The 15,025-nt window shown below is 67.8% G+C and carries 14 protein-coding genes; 11 read left to right on the forward strand and 3 right to left on the reverse strand.

From position 1 onward, the window contains the following. Positions 1-31: 31 nt before the first annotated feature. A complete protein-coding gene (locus tag AZG88_RS35755; RefSeq protein WP_061700451.1) occupies positions 32-649 on the reverse strand; it encodes a TetR/AcrR family transcriptional regulator in 618 nt (205 codons plus the stop codon). Positions 650-774: 125 nt separating this feature from the next. Between AZG88_RS35755 and AZG88_RS35760 the strand changes: the two genes are divergently transcribed. The 10 genes from AZG88_RS35760 to AZG88_RS35805 all read left to right on the forward strand — a co-directional run bounded on the left by AZG88_RS35760 (position 775) and on the right by AZG88_RS35805 (position 12,349). After that, entirely contained in the window at positions 775-1,701 is a 927-nt protein-coding gene (locus AZG88_RS35760) for an AurF N-oxygenase family protein (RefSeq protein ID WP_005243663.1), read from the forward strand. Next, positions 1,698-3,509, forward strand: a complete 1,812-nt coding sequence (locus tag AZG88_RS35765) for a DUF4873 domain-containing protein (protein ID WP_061700468.1) — start codon at positions 1,698-1,700, stop codon at positions 3,507-3,509. The genes AZG88_RS35760 and AZG88_RS35765 overlap by 4 nt, the downstream gene beginning before the upstream one ends. A gap of 51 nt (positions 3,510-3,560) precedes the next feature. Then, positions 3,561-4,703 (forward strand): XdhC family protein, encoded by a 1,143-nt coding sequence (locus AZG88_RS35770; RefSeq protein ID WP_061042481.1) that lies wholly within the window; start codon positions 3,561-3,563, stop codon positions 4,701-4,703. Between the two features lie 76 nt (positions 4,704-4,779). Beyond that, positions 4,780-5,685 (forward strand): FAD binding domain-containing protein, encoded by a 906-nt coding sequence (locus tag AZG88_RS35775; protein ID WP_061700452.1) that lies wholly within the window; start codon positions 4,780-4,782, stop codon positions 5,683-5,685. A 2-nt stretch (positions 5,686-5,687) separates the two neighbouring features. After that, positions 5,688-6,272, forward strand: a complete 585-nt coding sequence (locus AZG88_RS35780; protein WP_005243655.1) for a (2Fe-2S)-binding protein — start codon at positions 5,688-5,690, stop codon at positions 6,270-6,272. Further along, positions 6,269-8,671, forward strand: a complete 2,403-nt coding sequence (locus AZG88_RS35785; protein WP_005243653.1) for an aerobic carbon-monoxide dehydrogenase large subunit — start codon at positions 6,269-6,271, stop codon at positions 8,669-8,671. Before AZG88_RS35780 ends, AZG88_RS35785 begins: the two co-directional genes overlap by 4 nt. Positions 8,672-8,700: 29 nt before the next feature. Beyond that, entirely contained in the window at positions 8,701-9,594 is an 894-nt protein-coding gene (locus AZG88_RS35790; protein ID WP_061700453.1) for an XdhC family protein, read from the forward strand. Further along, positions 9,591-10,478: an AAA family ATPase gene (locus AZG88_RS35795; protein WP_061700454.1), complete on the forward strand. Its 888-nt coding sequence runs from the start codon at positions 9,591-9,593 to the stop codon at positions 10,476-10,478. Before AZG88_RS35790 ends, AZG88_RS35795 begins: the two co-directional genes overlap by 4 nt. A gap of 12 nt (positions 10,479-10,490) precedes the next feature. Then, positions 10,491-11,132 carry an SRPBCC family protein gene (locus tag AZG88_RS35800; protein WP_005243647.1) on the forward strand — a complete coding sequence of 214 codons (642 nt, stop codon included), beginning with the start codon at positions 10,491-10,493 and terminating at the stop codon, positions 11,130-11,132. After that, the gene (locus AZG88_RS35805; RefSeq protein ID WP_061042440.1) at positions 11,129-12,349 is read left to right on the forward strand and encodes a vWA domain-containing protein; all 1,221 of its coding nucleotides are present in this window, start codon (positions 11,129-11,131) and stop codon (positions 12,347-12,349) included. The genes AZG88_RS35800 and AZG88_RS35805 overlap by 4 nt, the downstream gene beginning before the upstream one ends. Before the next feature lie 410 nt (positions 12,350-12,759). On the opposite strand, the gene ligD is transcribed toward AZG88_RS35805, so the two are convergent. Further along, a complete protein-coding gene (ligD, locus tag AZG88_RS35810) occupies positions 12,760-13,731 on the reverse strand; it encodes a non-homologous end-joining DNA ligase (protein WP_005243643.1) in 972 nt (323 codons plus the stop codon). A 114-nt stretch (positions 13,732-13,845) separates the two neighbouring features. Beyond that, positions 13,846-14,283, reverse strand: coding sequence for a PAS domain S-box protein (locus tag AZG88_RS35815; RefSeq protein WP_005243642.1), 438 nt, complete (start codon positions 14,281-14,283; stop codon positions 13,846-13,848). 170 nt (positions 14,284-14,453) lie between these two features. On the opposite strand from AZG88_RS35815, the gene AZG88_RS35820 reads away from it, so the two are divergent. Continuing rightward, complete coding sequence (locus tag AZG88_RS35820; RefSeq protein ID WP_061700455.1) at positions 14,454-14,942, forward strand: FBP domain-containing protein; 489 nt, start codon at positions 14,454-14,456, stop codon at positions 14,940-14,942. The last annotated feature ends 83 nt before the right edge of the window (positions 14,943-15,025 follow it).

A 15,025-nucleotide genomic window follows, 5' to 3' on the forward strand; every position in this document is an offset into this window, starting at 1 on the left:
GTGTGAGTATGCTCCTGCGCGTATATACGCGTCAAGGAATATGAACGTTCGGTTCCGGCATGAACGCGATCGACAGCAGGGACCGGACGAACTCGCGCAGAGCCCGCTCGTCGGACGTGTCCACGATCCCCTCCGTGATGATGAGCGAGCCGATGACGCGGAACGCCCATTCGGAGATGGCGGTGGGGCTCACTCCCGACAGTTGCTCGCGCGAGAACAGGCGCTCGAAGTGCGGTGTGAGCAGTTGGGCCCCGAGTTCGATCATCGGCTTCGCCTTGACCGTGAACCAGGGGAGTACAACGTCGGGGTCGTCGCGCAAGCCCTTCTGCAGCAACCGGTGTCCGCGTGCGTACTGGACGGCGAACACGACGGCGTCGACGAATCGCACCTGGAGTTGGCTCTGCCGTCCTCGCAGCACCGGGTCGAGCACGACGAAGAACCGCGAGATCTCCCGCTGGAAGAGGGCCTCGAGGATGGCGGACTGATCGCCGACGTGTTTGTAGAGCGTGGGCCGGGACAGCCCTGCTCGCTCGGCGATGACCGCGTGAAGCCGGGTGCTGTAGCCGAGTTCGATCAGGCATTCCTCGGCCGCATCGAGGATCCGTTCCCGGAGTTCGCCGGGGGTCGGTGTCGTCGGCTGCGTCCTCACGGCCCTGATTGTGCTGTTCGGGTGGGGTGGGCGCAAACAGAAGCGGCAAATGTGAACTCGAGTCACAGATAACCATTGACCTGCGTCACACCCGGGTTTACGTTTTACCTATAAACGGAAACGAGATGGAATCGCGCTCGACGAAGGGAACAGCGATGTCTCAGCGTTCACACACGATCGATCGGGAAGAAGTCGCCGGCCGGCTCCTCGCAGGATCCGTCAAGCGTTCGTACGCTCCCGTCGTCGACATCGACTGGGACGCGCCCCTCGAGGACGGCAAGTACTTCCTGCCGCCGCAGGTCCTGTCCCTGTGGGGAACCGAGATGTGGGACCGGATGAGCGAGGCGCAGCGCATCGAGCTGTCCCGGCAGGAATCGGCGAACATCCTCAGCGTCGGAATCTGGTTCGAGAACATCCTCAACCAGGCGCTCCTGCGCGCGCTGCTGCACAACGACCCGAGCTCGCTGCACACCCGGTACACGCTCACCGAGATGGGCGACGAGTGCAGGCACATGACGATGTTCGGGCGTGCCATCGAGCAGATGGGCGCCAAGCCCTTCCAGCTCCGGTGGTATCAGGCAGTCGTGGTCAATCTGCTGCCCAAGACATTTCGCGGAACCATGCTCTGGGTTGCGGCTCTGATCGGCGAGGAGATCTTCGACGCCACGCAGCGGCGCGTCCTCGAGGACCCGCAGTTGCAGCCGATGATCTCCCGGCTGATGCGGATCCACGTCACCGAGGAGTCCCGGCACATCCGATTCGCGCGCGAGGGGGTGCGTCGCCGCGTCGCGGAAGGCCACCGGATCGACCGGCTGTGGGTCGGAACGCTGCAGGGGATCGGCGGCCCGCTGTTCCAGCGGCTGTTCACCAACCCGGCCATGTACGAGCGGGCCGGACTGGACCCGAAGGAAGCGCGTCGACAGGCGCTGGCAAACCCCAATTTTCGCGAGAATCAGCGACGCGGGTTCGAGTCGCTGGCCGCGTTCCTCGAGGAGAACGGGTTGATGCGAGCCACCTCCCGCGCGCTGTGGCGGCGCGGGGGATTCCTGTGACACCCGGGGTCGCCGAGCCGGACGTCCTCGTCGTCGGCACCGGATTCGCCGGATTGTGTATGGCGATCAAACTGAAGGAGGCGGGCGAGGAGAACTTCGTCGTCCTCGAGAAATCCGATCGGGTGGGTGGAACGTGGCGGGAGAACACGTATCCCGGGTGTGGCTGCGACGTGATGTCGCTGATGTATTCGTTCTCCTTCGCGCCCAACCGGAAATGGACGCGGATGTACGCGCGGCAACCCGAGATTCTCGACTACATCGAACGGGTGGTCCGCGAATACGATCTGGCACCACACATCCGGTTCGGCTCCGAGGTGATCTCCTACGAGTTCGACGAGACCACCGACCGGTGGCGGGTGGAGACCCGGTCGGGTTCCGTCTATCACCCCCGTATCGTCGTCGCCGGTCCGGGACCGCTGCACAAACCCAGCGTCCCGGATTTTTCCGGACGGAAGTCGTTCTCGGGTGCGGCATTCCATTCCGCCGAGTGGGATCACTCGGTCGACCTGAGCGGTAAGCGGGTGGCGGTCGTCGGCACCGGAGCCAGTGCCGTGCAGTTCGTTCCCGAGGTCGCGAAGACGGCCGCGCACGTCGACGTCTTCCAGCGGACTCCGCACTGGATCCTGCCGAAGCTGGACCGCCAGATCACGGCCGGGGAGAAGGCGGTGTTCACGGCTGTTCCCGGAGTCCAGAAGGCCTACCGCGGTGCGATCTACTGGAGTCACGAATCGCTGATCGCCGGGTTCCTGCACCCGCGACTGATGACGGTGCTGGAGTCGGCAGCCCGGGGTCTGCTGCGCAGGCAGGTGCGTGATCCCGAACTGCGCGCCACCCTGACCCCCGACTACACCATCGGCTGCAAGCGGATTCTGGTGTCCAGCAATTTCTACCCGGCCCTGCAACGCGGGAACGTCGATCTGGTCACCTCGGGCATCTCGGAGGTCACCGAGCGCGGGATCCGCACCGAGGACGGAACGATGCACGAGGCGGACGTCATCGTCTACGGCACCGGTTTCGCCGTCGGCGACCGGTTCGAGAACGAGCACATCGTGGGCCGGCGTGGGCTGACGATCCAGCGGGCGTGGCGCGACGGCATGGAGGCGTACCTCGGTGTCGCGGTCACGGGGTTCCCGAATTTCTTCCTCATGATGGGGCCGAATTCCGGTGGCGGCAATCAGTCGATCGTCTTCGTCATCGAGGCCCAGGCGCACTACATCACCCGATGCCTGGCGCTGATGAAGAAGCGCGACGCGACGCGGATCGAGGTGCGTGCGGGCGCGCAGCGCGAATTCAACCGGGTGGTCCACCGCAAGCTCGCGGGCTCGGTGTGGAATTCGGGTGGTTGCGACAGTTGGTATCTCGATTCCACCGGCCACAATCGGGCGGCGTGGCCGGGGTCGAGCGCATCCTACTGGCGGCGCATGCGCAGCCCCGACGATCGGCACTTCGAGCTGAGTTCGCTCGCCGAGCGCGAGGACGACACGGAGTGCCGCGGGCCCGGCGTGCTCACGTCCGGCGACCTGACGGTGGCCGTCGAGGTCTTTCTGAACGGTCACATCGAACCGCTGGACGGCCGCTACCACTGGTACGGCCGCGTCGTCGGTGACGGCGTCGACGCGGCGAAGCAACGCAACCGCACGCCGTTGTTCCTCACGATCGGGGACGGTCCGGAAGCGCCCGCGGCGCTCGCGGAGCGCGACCCGTGGGGCCACTATCGGATCTCCGGGGTGGGGACGCCGCCGTTCCCGCTGACGCCGGTCGAAGTCGAGGTTCCCGTCTCCCGGGCCAAACTCGCCTCGGCGGAATAGGCTTGTAGCTGAGCGTGTATCACACGTCGGACTCGAGCGGGAAGGGTGCTGATGCGCGACGTGCTGGCGGACCTGATGGCGGTGTGGACCGCGGGTGGGACGGCGGGTGTCGGGACGGTGGTCCGCACGTTCCGCTCCGCGCCGCGACCGCCGGGGGCGTCGATGGTCGTGGCGCCCGACGGCAGCGCGTCCGGTTCGGTGTCCGGCGGGTGCGTCGAGGGAGCGGTCTACGAACTCGCATCCGAGGTCACGGCGTCCGGCGCGCCGCTGCTGCAGCGGTACGGGATCAGCGACGAGAACGCGTTCGAGGTGGGTCTCACCTGCGGTGGAATCATCGACATCTTCGTCGAGCCCGTGTCGCGGGACAATTTTCCGGAGCTCGGTGAGATCGCCCGGGACATCGAGAACCACCTGCCGGTCGCGGTGGCCACCGTCGTGGCGCATCTCGACGCGGCTCGGGTGGGGCGCCGGCTGGTCGTCCGGCCCGAGCACGTGAGCGGTTCGCTCGGCTCGGACCGGGCCGATTCCGCGGTCACCGACGACGCCCGGGGCCTCCTGGCGGCGGGCGGCAGCACGGTCCTGACGTACGGCACCGACGGTCAGCGTCGCGGCGAGGGCATGGAGGTGTTCGTCGCCAGTTACGCGCCGAGGCCGCGCATGCTCGTGTTCGGGGCCATCGACTTCGCCGCCGCGGTGGCCCGGCAGGGCGCCTTCATGGGATACCGGGTGACGGTCTGCGACGCCCGTCCGGTGTTTGCGACGCACGCGCGGTTCCCGACGGCCGACGAGGTGGTGGTGGACTGGCCGCACCGGTATCTCGCTGCCCAGGCCGAGGCCCAGGCCATCGACGGCCGGACCGTGATCTGCGTGCTCACCCACGACCCCAAGTTCGACGTTCCTCTCCTCGAGACGGCGCTGCGCCTCCGGGACGTCGCCTACATCGGCGCCATGGGATCACGCAGAACGGACCTGGACCGGCGCGAACGCCTGCGCGAGGCCGGTCTGACCGACACCGAGCTCGACCGGCTGTCGAGCCCCATCGGCCTGGACATCGGTGCCCGGACACCCGAGGAGACGGCCGTGTCCATCGCCGCCGAGATCATCGCCCGCCGGTGGGGTGGCACGGGGCGCCCGCTGGCGGAGTCGAGCGGTCGGATCCACCACGAGGAACCCGTCGATTTCTGCGTCGACTAGGGCGGTTCACCCGGGGTTGACGGACCACCGGTTCTTGCGGAGGCTGAGAGCATCCACGTTTGTGAGGTAGGTCACAATGCAAGTTCCAGGATCCTTCGAATACGAGCGTGCCACGGGCGTCGACGACGCCATCGCCCTGCTCGACCGGCTGGGCGACGAAGCCCGCCTCGTCGCAGGCGGCCACAGCCTGCTCCCCATGATGAAACTTCGCCTCGCCAATCCCGAGTACCTCATCGACATCAACGACCTCGAGGGCGAACTCGGCTACATCACGACCGAGCGGTCGAGGCTGCGGATCGGTGCGATGACGCGGCACCGCCGGCTGCTCGAATCGGACGAGCTCGCGGCGGCGTTCCCACTCTTCCGCGACGCGGAGAAGGTGATCGCCGACCCGGTGGTCCGCAACCGCGGGACCATCGGCGGATCTCTGTGCCAGGCCGATCCGGCCGAGGATCTCACCACTGTCTGCTCTGTTCTCGACGCCACCTGCGTGGTGCGCGGGCCCGGCGGACGCCGCGAGATCCAGATGTCCGAGTTCCTCGTCGGACCGTACGAGACGGCGCTCGCACACAACGAGATGCTCATCGAGATCGTGATACCGGTCCACGGCCACAGCTCCAGTGCGTACGCCAAGGTCGAACGGCGGACCGGAGATTGGGCGGTCACCGCGGCCGGAGCGGCCGTCACGGTGGAGGGCGGCGAGATCGCCCGGGCCGCTGTCGGCCTGACCGCGGTCCACCCGGATCCGTCCGGACTCTCGGATGTCGCCGACTACCTGACCGGACGTCCCCCGTCCGAGGAGGCGTTCGCCCAGGCCGGGCGGATGGCCGCGCAGGCCTGCGAGCCAGTCGCGGACGCACGCGGCACCGTCGACTACAAACGCCATCTCGCATCCGAACTCACGATCCGCACACTCCGTACAGCGGTCGACCGGGTGCTCCGCAGCGACGTGGAGCACGAGCCGACCGGAGAAGAGGCATAGCCATGCAGGTGAACATGACCGTCAACGGCGAGGCAGTGAGCGCCGAGGTGGAACCGCGCATGCTGCTGGTCCATTTCCTCCGCGACCAGCTGGGCCTGACCGGGACCCACTGGGGCTGCGACACCAGCAACTGCGGCACGTGCGTCGTCACCGTGGACGGCGATCCGGTGAAGTCGTGCACGATGCTCGCCGCGATGGCGAGCGGGCACGACGTCCGCACGGTCGAGGGCCTCGAACACGACGGCGAACTCGATCCCGTCCAGCAGGGCTTCATGCAGTGCCACGGACTGCAGTGCGGGTTCTGCACCCCCGGCATGATGATGACGGCGCGGGCACTGCTCGACCGGGAGGAGAGCCCGGACGAGGCCACGATCCGGGAAGCGATCTCCGGGCAGATCTGCCGCTGCACCGGGTACACCACGATCGTGCGCTCGATCCAGTGGGCGGCGGACCATCGGGCGGGCGAGGCCGCCGAGCCGGAACCGGCCGGCGACTTCGACGCGGAGGTCCAGGAGGACAAGACACGGGGCGCCGAGGGCGCACCGATGACAGTCGAGGAACACGCGACCACCGGAAGTGCATCATGACCACCGTCGAATCCCGTCCACCGTCGGGTGACGCCGACGTCGTCGACAACGACAAGAAACCCTGCGGCCACGGCCGCATGCTGCGCAAGGAGGACCCCCGCTTCATCCGGGGGCTCGGAAATTACGTCGACGACATCACGCTCCCCGGCATGCTGCACCTGGCGATCCTGCGGTCGCCGGTCGCGCACGCGCGGATCGTGAGCATCGATACCACTGCGGCACAGGAACACCCGAAGGTGACGGCAGTGGTGACGGGCGCCGACCTCGCCGCGAAGAACCTCGCCTGGATGCCGACGCTGTCCAACGACGTGCAGGCCGTGCTGGCCACCGACAAGGTGCGCTTCCAGGGCCAGGAGGTCGCGTTCGTCATCGCCGAGGACCGGTATTCGGCCCGCGACGCGCTGGAACTGATCGACGTCGAGTACGACATGCTCGATCCCGTCGTCGACGCACGCGCCGCGCTCTCGCCCGACGCGCCGGTGATCCGCGACGACCTCGAGGGCAAGACGGACAATCACTGCTTCGACTGGGAGACAGGCGATGCTGCCGCGACCGAGGCCGTGTTCGCGAAGGCGGACGTCGTGGTGAAGCAGGAGATCGTCTACCCCAGGGTGCATCCCGCGCCGATGGAGACGTGCGGTGCGATCGCCGACGTCGACAAGGTGTCCGGCAAGCTCACCCTGTACACCACGTCCCAGGCACCGCACGCGCACCGGACGATCTACGCCTTGGTCTCGGGGATCCCGGAGCACAAGATCCGGGTGGTGTCCCCGGATATCGGCGGCGGATTCGGTAACAAGGTCCCGATCTACCCGGGATACGTGTGCGCGATCGTGGCGTCGCTCGTGACGGGCAAACCGGTGAAGTGGATGGAGGATCGCAGCGAGAACCTGATGAGCACGGGCTTCGCCCGCGACTACATCATGGTCGGCGAGATCGCGGCGACCAGCGAGGGCAAGATCCTCGCGATCCGCACGAAGGTGCTGGCCGACCACGGTGCGTTCAACGGCACGGCGGCCCCGGTGAAGTATCCGGCCGGTTTCTTCGGCGTCTTCACCGGCAGCTACGACATCGAGGCCGCGCACTGCGCGATGACGGCGGTGTACACGAACAAGGCGCCCGGCGGGGTGGCGTACGCCTGCTCGTTCCGCATCACCGAGGCCGTGTATCTGGTCGAGCGGCTCGTCGACTGCCTGGCGTTCGACCTGAAGATGGATCCGGCGGAGCTGCGGCTGAAGAATCTGCTCAGGCCGGAACAGTTCCCGTACACCAGCAAGACCGGGTGGGTGTACGACTCGGGTGACTACGAGACCACCATGCGCAAGGCCATGGACATGATCGGCTACCAGCAGTTGCGGGAGGAGCAGAAGGAACGCCGCGAGCGCGGCGAGCTGATGGGAATCGGCATGTCGTTCTTCACCGAAGCCGTCGGTGCCGGCCCCCGGAAGGACATGGACATCCTCGGCCTGGGCATGGCCGACGGCTGCGAACTGCGCGTCCACCCGACGGGCAAGGCCGTCGTGCGGTTGTCGGTGCAGACCCAGGGGCAGGGTCACGAGACGACGTTCGCACAGATCGTGGCGGAGGAACTGGGGATCCCACCGGACGACATCGACGTCGTGCACGGAGACACCGACAACACGCCGTTCGGGCTCGGCACGTACGGCAGCCGGTCGACACCGGTGTCGGGGGCGGCCGCGGCGCTGGTGGCCCGCAAGGTGCGGGACAAGGCGAAGATCATCGCCTCGGGCATGCTCGAGGCCTCGGTCGCGGATCTGGAATGGGAGAAGGGCGAATTCCATGTGAAGGGCGATCCCTCGGCGAAGGTGACCATCCAGGACATCGCGATGCGGGCACACGGCGCCGGCGACCTGCCGGAGGGCATCGAAGGCGGACTCGACGCGCAGATCTGTTACAACCCCGAGAATCTGACGTACCCCTACGGCGCGTACTTCTGCGTCGTCGACGTCGATCCCGGCACCGCCGTGGTGAAGGTGCGGCGGTTCCTCGCCGTCGACGACTGCGGCACCCGCATCAACCCGATGATCATCGAGGGGCAGGTCCACGGCGGCATCGTCGACGGCATCGGCATGGCGCTCATGGAGATCATCGAGTTCGACGAGGACGGCAACTGCCTCGGCGGATCACTGATGGATTACCTGATCCCCACCGCGCTCGAGGTTCCGAAGCTCGAGACCGGCTTCACCGTGACCCCGTCGCCGCACCACCCGATCGGCGCGAAGGGCATCGGCGAGTCCGCGACGGTCGGATCGCCCGCGGCCGTGGTGAACGCTGTCGTGGATGCGCTCGCCCCGTTCGGTGTCCGGCACGCCGACATGCCGCTCACCCCGTCCCGGGTGTGGGAGGCCATGCAGGGCCGCGCGACACCCCCGATCTGAATGTCGCCCGTCGGCTGCGAGGAGGCCCGATGGATCTGAAAGAGCGTGCGGCGCAACTGGCGCGCGACCGCAGGCCGTTCGTCCATGCGACCGTGGTGCGGGCGCAGCCGCCCACGTCCAGTCATTCCGGCGACGAGGCGATCCTCCTGCAGGACGGCACGATCGAGGGTTTCGTCGGCGGTCAGTGCGCGCAGAATTCGGTGCGCACGGCCGCCCTGGGGGCGCTGGCGACCAACGAGAGCGTGCTGTTGCGGGTCCTTCCCGACGGGGCCGTGCAATTCCCGGAGACTCCGGGCGCGTCCGTCGTGGTGAATCCGTGCCTGTCCGGCGGTGCCATGGAGATCTTCCTGGAGCCGCAACTGCCACCCCCGTTGGTGCGGATCTTCGGCACCACTCCGATCGCGCAGGCGTTGGGGGGCATATCGGAACTGCTGGGATTCACCGTCGAGCACGACGACGCCGGTGTCGAGCAGTTCTCCGGGACCACGGCGGTAGTGCTCGCCGGCCACGGCGGACCCGAAGCGGAGGTCATCCGTGCGGCGCTCGACGCCGGGGTCGGGTATGTCGGGCTCGTCGCCAGCCGAACACGCGGTGGGGCCATCCTCGACACCTTGGGTCTCACCGAGTCCGAACGGTCGCGGGTGCACACCCCCGTCGGTCTCGACATCGGGGCGCGGACGTCGGCGGAGATCGCGGTGTCGATCGCGGCCGAGTTGGTGCAGGAACTGCGGACCGCGGGACTTCGCGCGCCCGAGGGCGATTCGCCTCCGCAGGCGGCGGTGACCGAAGCGGTCGATCCGGTGTGCGGGATGCGAGTCGTGGTGGGGTCGGATACCGCCCATCTGCGGCGGGACGACGCCGACTTCTGGTTCTGCGGGCCGGGTTGCCGGGCATCGTTCGCGCAGGAGACGGGAGCGGTATGACGGAGGCGTTCGAGGACGTGGCGGACGTGGTCCGGCGCTTCGATGCCGAGGACTACCTCCTGGACTTCGGAACCGCGTCGGCCCTGTATCTCGCGGCAGCCCTGCGCCGCCCGCTCCTGCTCGAAGGCGAACCCGGAGTCGGCAAGACCACCGCGGCGAAGTCTCTCGCGACCGTCCTCGGCGCCCCGCTGATCCGGTTGCAGTGCTACGAGGGTCTCACCGCGAACGAGGCTCTCTACGACTGGAACTATCAGCGGCAGTTGCTCACCATCCGGCTGGCCGAATCGCGGGGCGACGGCCTGACCGAGGACGACCTGTTCACCGAGGAATTCCTGCTGGAACGTCCCATCCTCCATTGCGTGCGATATCGGGGACCGACCCCGCCCGTACTTCTGATCGACGAAATAGACCGAGCCGACGACGAGTTCGAGGCACTCCTCCTCGAATTCCTGGGGGAGGCATCGGTCACCGTTCCCGAACTGGGAACGTTCACGGCCGAACATCACCCCGTCGTCGTGCTGACGTCCAACCGGAGTCGCGACCTCCACGACGCGCTGCGCCGACGATGCCTCTACCACTGGATCGACTACCCGGAGCCGGCGCGGGCCGCCGCCATCGTGCGCCGCACGGTGCCCGCGGCGGCGGCGCCCCTCATCGAGCACGCCACCCGCTTCGTCGGCCGGGCCCGCGAACTCGATCTCGACAAACCGCCCGGAATCGCCGAGACGATCGACTGGGTGTCCGCCCTCGCGGCGCTGGGAGTGGCCGATCTGGTTCGCGACGACGCAATCCAGAGCCTGAGTGCCCTCGCGAAGACCCCGGACGACCGCACAATAGTTCAGGACGCATTCACCGACTACGCGCACGGCCTGGCCACCGGATGAGAGGCAACTGCCATGAAGATCGCCAACGAGTTCACCGTCAGCGCCCCGATCGAGCAGGCGTGGGAGGTGCTCAGCGACCTCGAGGAGGTTGCCCCCCTGCTACCCGGAGCCCAGATGACCGGGAGGGAGGGTGACGATTACCTGGGGAAGGTGAAGGTCAAGGTCGGCCCGGTGACCAGTGAGTTCAAAGGCAAGGCCGCCTTCGTCGTGCGTGACCCGAAGGAGCACCGCGCCGTGATCGACGCCCGCGGGAGGGACTCGCGCGGTTCCGGCAACGCGTCCGCGACGATCACCGCCCAATTGCACGAGGTGGGCGACCGCACCCGCGTCACCGTGGACACCGACATGAAGATCGTCGGCAAACTCGCGCAGTTCGGCAGCGGAATGATCCAGCAGGTGTCGGAGAAACTCATGGGGCAGTTCGCGGAATCGCTGGAAGCGAAGCTCGCCGGGGGACCCGCCGACCAGGCCGCGGCTGCGCCCGAGGCGGCCGGCACCACGAACCTTTCCGTGGCCCCGCCTGCCGCCGAACCGGCGCCGCTGGATCTGCTCGCGCTGTCCGGCGCGGGTGCGTGGAAACGGTACGCCCCCATTCTCGCCGCCATCCTCGCGGGAATAGTGGTCGTCCTCGTGGTGGGCCGCCGCAGGCGATGAGCGCGTCGGGTGTCCTGCGGGGCGTCGATCTCGCGGCGTTCGCTGTGGCACTCGTCGCCCGGTTGCGCTCCCGTGGCGTCGTCGTCTCGGCGAGTGGCCCCGCGGTGTTCGTGCAGGCGCTTCATCTGTCGCCGCCGAGTTCGCGGTCGCGGCTGTACTGGTCGGCGCGCCTGACCCTGGTCAACCGCGTCGACGACCTCGCGCCGTTCGACGCGGTGTTCTCCGCGGTCTTCGAGGACGCCGTGCTGTCCGTGGATCCGCACGCGCGCCGCGCCGGTGCGGCGGGACGGGAGACGGCCCTCGCCGGTGTCCGCGACGGTCGCGACCGGCCCGGTGACGCGCAGGACGTCGGGGGCGTGCCGTGGATGACACGACCGGTGATGACCGGCGGCGACGACAGCGGCGAGGACGACATTCACGACGCGCTCACCGCCGTGCCGGACACCCTGCCCAGCAGGCTCGTGGCTCGCGCCGACGAACCCTTCGCCCGATTCGACGCCGGCGACCTCCGGCTCCTCGGATCGTGGCTGGAGCAGGCCACCGCCGCGTGGCCGTCCCGCCGCACCCGGCGTCGCGAAGTGCATCGCCGCGGCCGGCGTATCGACCTGCGGGCCACCATGAACCGGTCGAGGGCCACGGGCTGGGAGCCGGTGGTCCTCGCGCGGAGCCGTGCCCGGAACCGTCCGCGGCGCATCGTGATGCTGTGCGACGTGAGCCGGTCGATGCAGCCGTACGCCGCAATCTATCTCCATCTCATGCGGGCGGCGGTGCAACGACAGACCGCGGGCAGGCCGGAGGTGTTCGCGTTCTCCACGTCGCTGACGAGGCTCACGCCTGTGCTCGCCCACCGCAGCGCCGAGACCGCGGTCCGTAAGGCGAACGACAAGGTGGTCGACAGATTCGGTGGCACCCACATCGCGGGCAGCGTGAGCGAACTGCTCGCGTCCCCGCACGGCAACGCACTGCGAGGGGCAGTCGTGGTCATCGCGTCCGACGGTTGGGACAGCGACGACCCGAAGCGCCTGGCACATGCCCTCACCCGGGTCCGTCGCCGCGCCCACCGACTGGTGTGGCTCAACCCCCGTGCCGGTGACCCCGACTTCCGGCCGCTCGCCGGATCGATGGCGGCTGCGCTGCCCTTCTGCGATGCCTTCCTCCCCGCGCACTCCGTGTCCGCGCTCCGCGACGTGCTGGACGTGATCAGCCGGATGGGATAGCGGGTGGCGCGATTTCCACCCCAGGGTGCCTGGCCGCCGTCGTGCGATTCGCCGAAGCTCTATGGACGGTGCACACCGTTCTTCGGCTCACAGGAGGAACCCACATGTCGATTTCCAGAACTTCCGCCAGAATCGTGGCGGCCATCGGGGCGGTCCTCGCAGCCCTCTCGATCTCACTGGTGGGGACGGCCGAAATCGCCGGCGCCAGACCATGTCAGAACGATTGTCACGCACCCGTTCCCAAACCACCGATCGGCGACAGCTGCCAACTCTGCAATCCCAACCCACCACCACCTCCACCGCCCCCGCCGCCACGGTAGGGAAGAGTTCGGCATGCGAGACACGCGCCTCGGTCGCACGATCGGGGCGTGTGTCGCGTCATGGAGACGCCCTCGACCTGTCGTCCGCGATCAGTCCTCCGCGCCACCGGGATCCGACTCGCCTTCGGCCTCGTCCCGGTCGGCCCATTCGAGCAGCGGTTCGAGCGAGAACACGGCTTCGTCGATTCCGGCGTGCAGGTCACCGAGTTTCGCGAAGCGGTCGGGGACGGTGGCGATGGTGAACTCGTGCGGGTCTACGTCGTCGATCTCGTCCCACGTCACCGGCGTCGACACGGTCGCGTCGGGCACACCCCGCACCGAGTACGCGCTGGCGATGGTGTGATCGCGGGCGTTCTGGTTGTAGTCGACGAACAGTTTGCGCGGATCCCGGTCCTTCCGCCACCAGGTGGTGGTGACGTCCTGCGGGGCCCGGCGCTCCACTTCGCGGGCGAAGGCCAGCGCGGCCCGCCGGACGTCGCCGAAACCCCAGTCGGGCCGGATCCGGACGTAGACGTGTATGCCGCTTCCGCCGGACGTCTTCGGCCAGCCCGTCGCACCCAGTTCGTCGAGCACCTCGTGCACCACCCCGGCCACGCGCTTCACCGTGTCGAACCCGCATTCGGGCATCGGATCTAGGTCGATCCGCCACTCGTCGGGTCGTTCGACGTCCGCGCGGCGCGAGTTCCACGGATGGAACTCGACCGTGGACATCTGCACCGCCCAGATCACGTCCGCCGGGTGCGTCACGCACAGTTCGTCGGCGTGACGGTTGTACCGCGGAAACGTCACCCGCACCGTCTGGACCCAATCCGGCGCACCGTGCGGCAACCGCTTCTGGTGCACCTTCTCGCCGCTCAGGCCGTCCGGAAAGCGGTGCATCATGCAGGGGCGTTCGCGCAGGGCTCGCACGATCCCGTCGGCGACGCTCAGGTAGTAGTTCGCGAGGTCGAGCTTCGTGGCACCGGTCGCGGGGAAGTAGACGCGCTCCGGGTGCGAGATCCGCACCGTCCGGTCGCCGACCTCCAGTTCGACAGCGGGAGCCTTGCTCTTACCGGTCGCCATGCAGTCAACCTAACCCGCACTCGTTCGCTCCCGCGCTGTTTGCAGACGGTTTCGCTGGATTCACAGGCAATTGCATCGGAATCCGGCCAATGTCCGTGCGTCTGTGGGGCGGGGTCAGAAGCCGGGCGCCCGGCCGCCGTTCCACAGTTGTTCGGTGACGTCGTGGAAACAGACGAGGGTCACCGGATCGTCCTGCCGACGGAGGATGGGCCGGCTGACGAGTGCGCGCACTCGGGACCCGTCCTGATGTGCGAGGTCGACTGGGGAGGTGGCGGACCCGCGGAGGTGCTCGACCGCGTCGGCACCCGTCGGCGCGTCGTCGTCCAGGGCGAGGAGTTCGGACACCGGGTGTCCGCGCAGTGAAGCGACGGGATAACCCAGCATCTCCTCGAAAGCACTGTTCGCGTGGACGACGGTGCCGTCGCTCTCGACCGCCAGGACGGGAACCGGAAGGCGCTCGAGCAGGACGAGGGCGGGTAGCTGCTCTAGGTAACCCAACGGAGTGTCCGGGATCGGGCGACGTCTCTCCTCATGCTCTGCCTGTGCGCTCACAGACCTATACTCTCACCGATTCCGACCGCTCGTCCCGTTGTCGCCGCAGACGGCGATTCAACGGCCGCAACGCAGCCAGAGATCGTTCCGAAAATCCGTTGCTCGACCTCACTGCGGTCCGTATTGTCACGTGGCTTTGTAACCCGTCGACAGAAGGAGTTCATCTCGTCATGGAACCCGTCACCGAACGCGACATCAGGTCGTCGTTCATCAACTGCTCCAAAGGCGACGCCAAGCGTCTGCCCGTCCCTCGTGACCTGGACGATCGGCCCTGGGACGATCTCGACTTCCTCGGCTGGGGTGACCCGTCGTTTCCGGGCCGCTGCTATGTGGTCGTGCCACGGGACGGCGGTCTGGTCGGCGTCGCGCTGCGCTACGAAACGGGCGGTTATCGCCGCGCGCAGATGTGCACCGTCTGCATGACCACACACGCCAATGGCGGGGTCTCGCTGATGACCGCCCGCAAGTCGGGTGAATCCGGACGGCGGGGCAACTCGATCGGCACCTACATGTGCGCCGATCTCGCCTGCTCGCTCTACGCGCGCCGGAAGAAGTCGCCCGCACTGGGCAGGCAGTACCGCGAGGATCTCGAACCCGAGGAGAGGATCGAGCGGGTCCGCGTCAACCTCGCCGCCTTCATCTCGAGGGTTTACGGCTGACCGACCCGACACCGACCCGCCATGCAGCTCGGTAGCTGCTCTAGAGAATCGGAGGTAGATGCCATGCGCCGACATTCGAGGAA

The sequence above is a fragment of the Rhodococcus sp. LB1 genome (genome assembly GCF_001583455.1).
GTDB classification, from domain to species: Bacteria; Actinomycetota; Actinomycetes; order Mycobacteriales; family Mycobacteriaceae; genus Rhodococcus_F; species Rhodococcus_F opacus.

What these genes read in the sequence shown, in the direction of transcription:
- AZG88_RS35795 (WP_061700454.1), top strand. Translation starts at nt 9,591, where the DNA reads ATGACGGAGGCGTTCGAGGACGTGGCGGACGTGGTCCGGCGCTTCGAT.
- AZG88_RS35770 (WP_061042481.1), top strand. Translation starts at nt 3,561, where the DNA reads ATGCGCGACGTGCTGGCGGACCTGATGGCGGTGTGGACCGCGGGTGGG.
- AZG88_RS35800 (WP_005243647.1), top strand. Translation starts at nt 10,491, where the DNA reads ATGAAGATCGCCAACGAGTTCACCGTCAGCGCCCCGATCGAGCAGGCG.
- AZG88_RS35805 (WP_061042440.1), top strand. Translation starts at nt 11,129, where the DNA reads ATGAGCGCGTCGGGTGTCCTGCGGGGCGTCGATCTCGCGGCGTTCGCT.
- AZG88_RS35790 (WP_061700453.1), top strand. Translation starts at nt 8,701, where the DNA reads ATGGATCTGAAAGAGCGTGCGGCGCAACTGGCGCGCGACCGCAGGCCG.
- AZG88_RS35820 (WP_061700455.1), top strand. Translation starts at nt 14,454, where the DNA reads ATGGAACCCGTCACCGAACGCGACATCAGGTCGTCGTTCATCAACTGC.
- AZG88_RS35760 (WP_005243663.1), top strand. Translation starts at nt 775, where the DNA reads ATGGAATCGCGCTCGACGAAGGGAACAGCGATGTCTCAGCGTTCACAC.
- AZG88_RS35785 (WP_005243653.1), top strand. Translation starts at nt 6,269, where the DNA reads ATGACCACCGTCGAATCCCGTCCACCGTCGGGTGACGCCGACGTCGTC.
- AZG88_RS35780 (WP_005243655.1), top strand. Translation starts at nt 5,688, where the DNA reads ATGCAGGTGAACATGACCGTCAACGGCGAGGCAGTGAGCGCCGAGGTG.
- AZG88_RS35775 (WP_061700452.1), top strand. Translation starts at nt 4,780, where the DNA reads ATGCAAGTTCCAGGATCCTTCGAATACGAGCGTGCCACGGGCGTCGAC.
- ligD (WP_005243643.1), bottom strand. Translation starts at nt 13,731, where the DNA reads ATGGCGACCGGTAAGAGCAAGGCTCCCGCTGTCGAACTGGAGGTCGGC.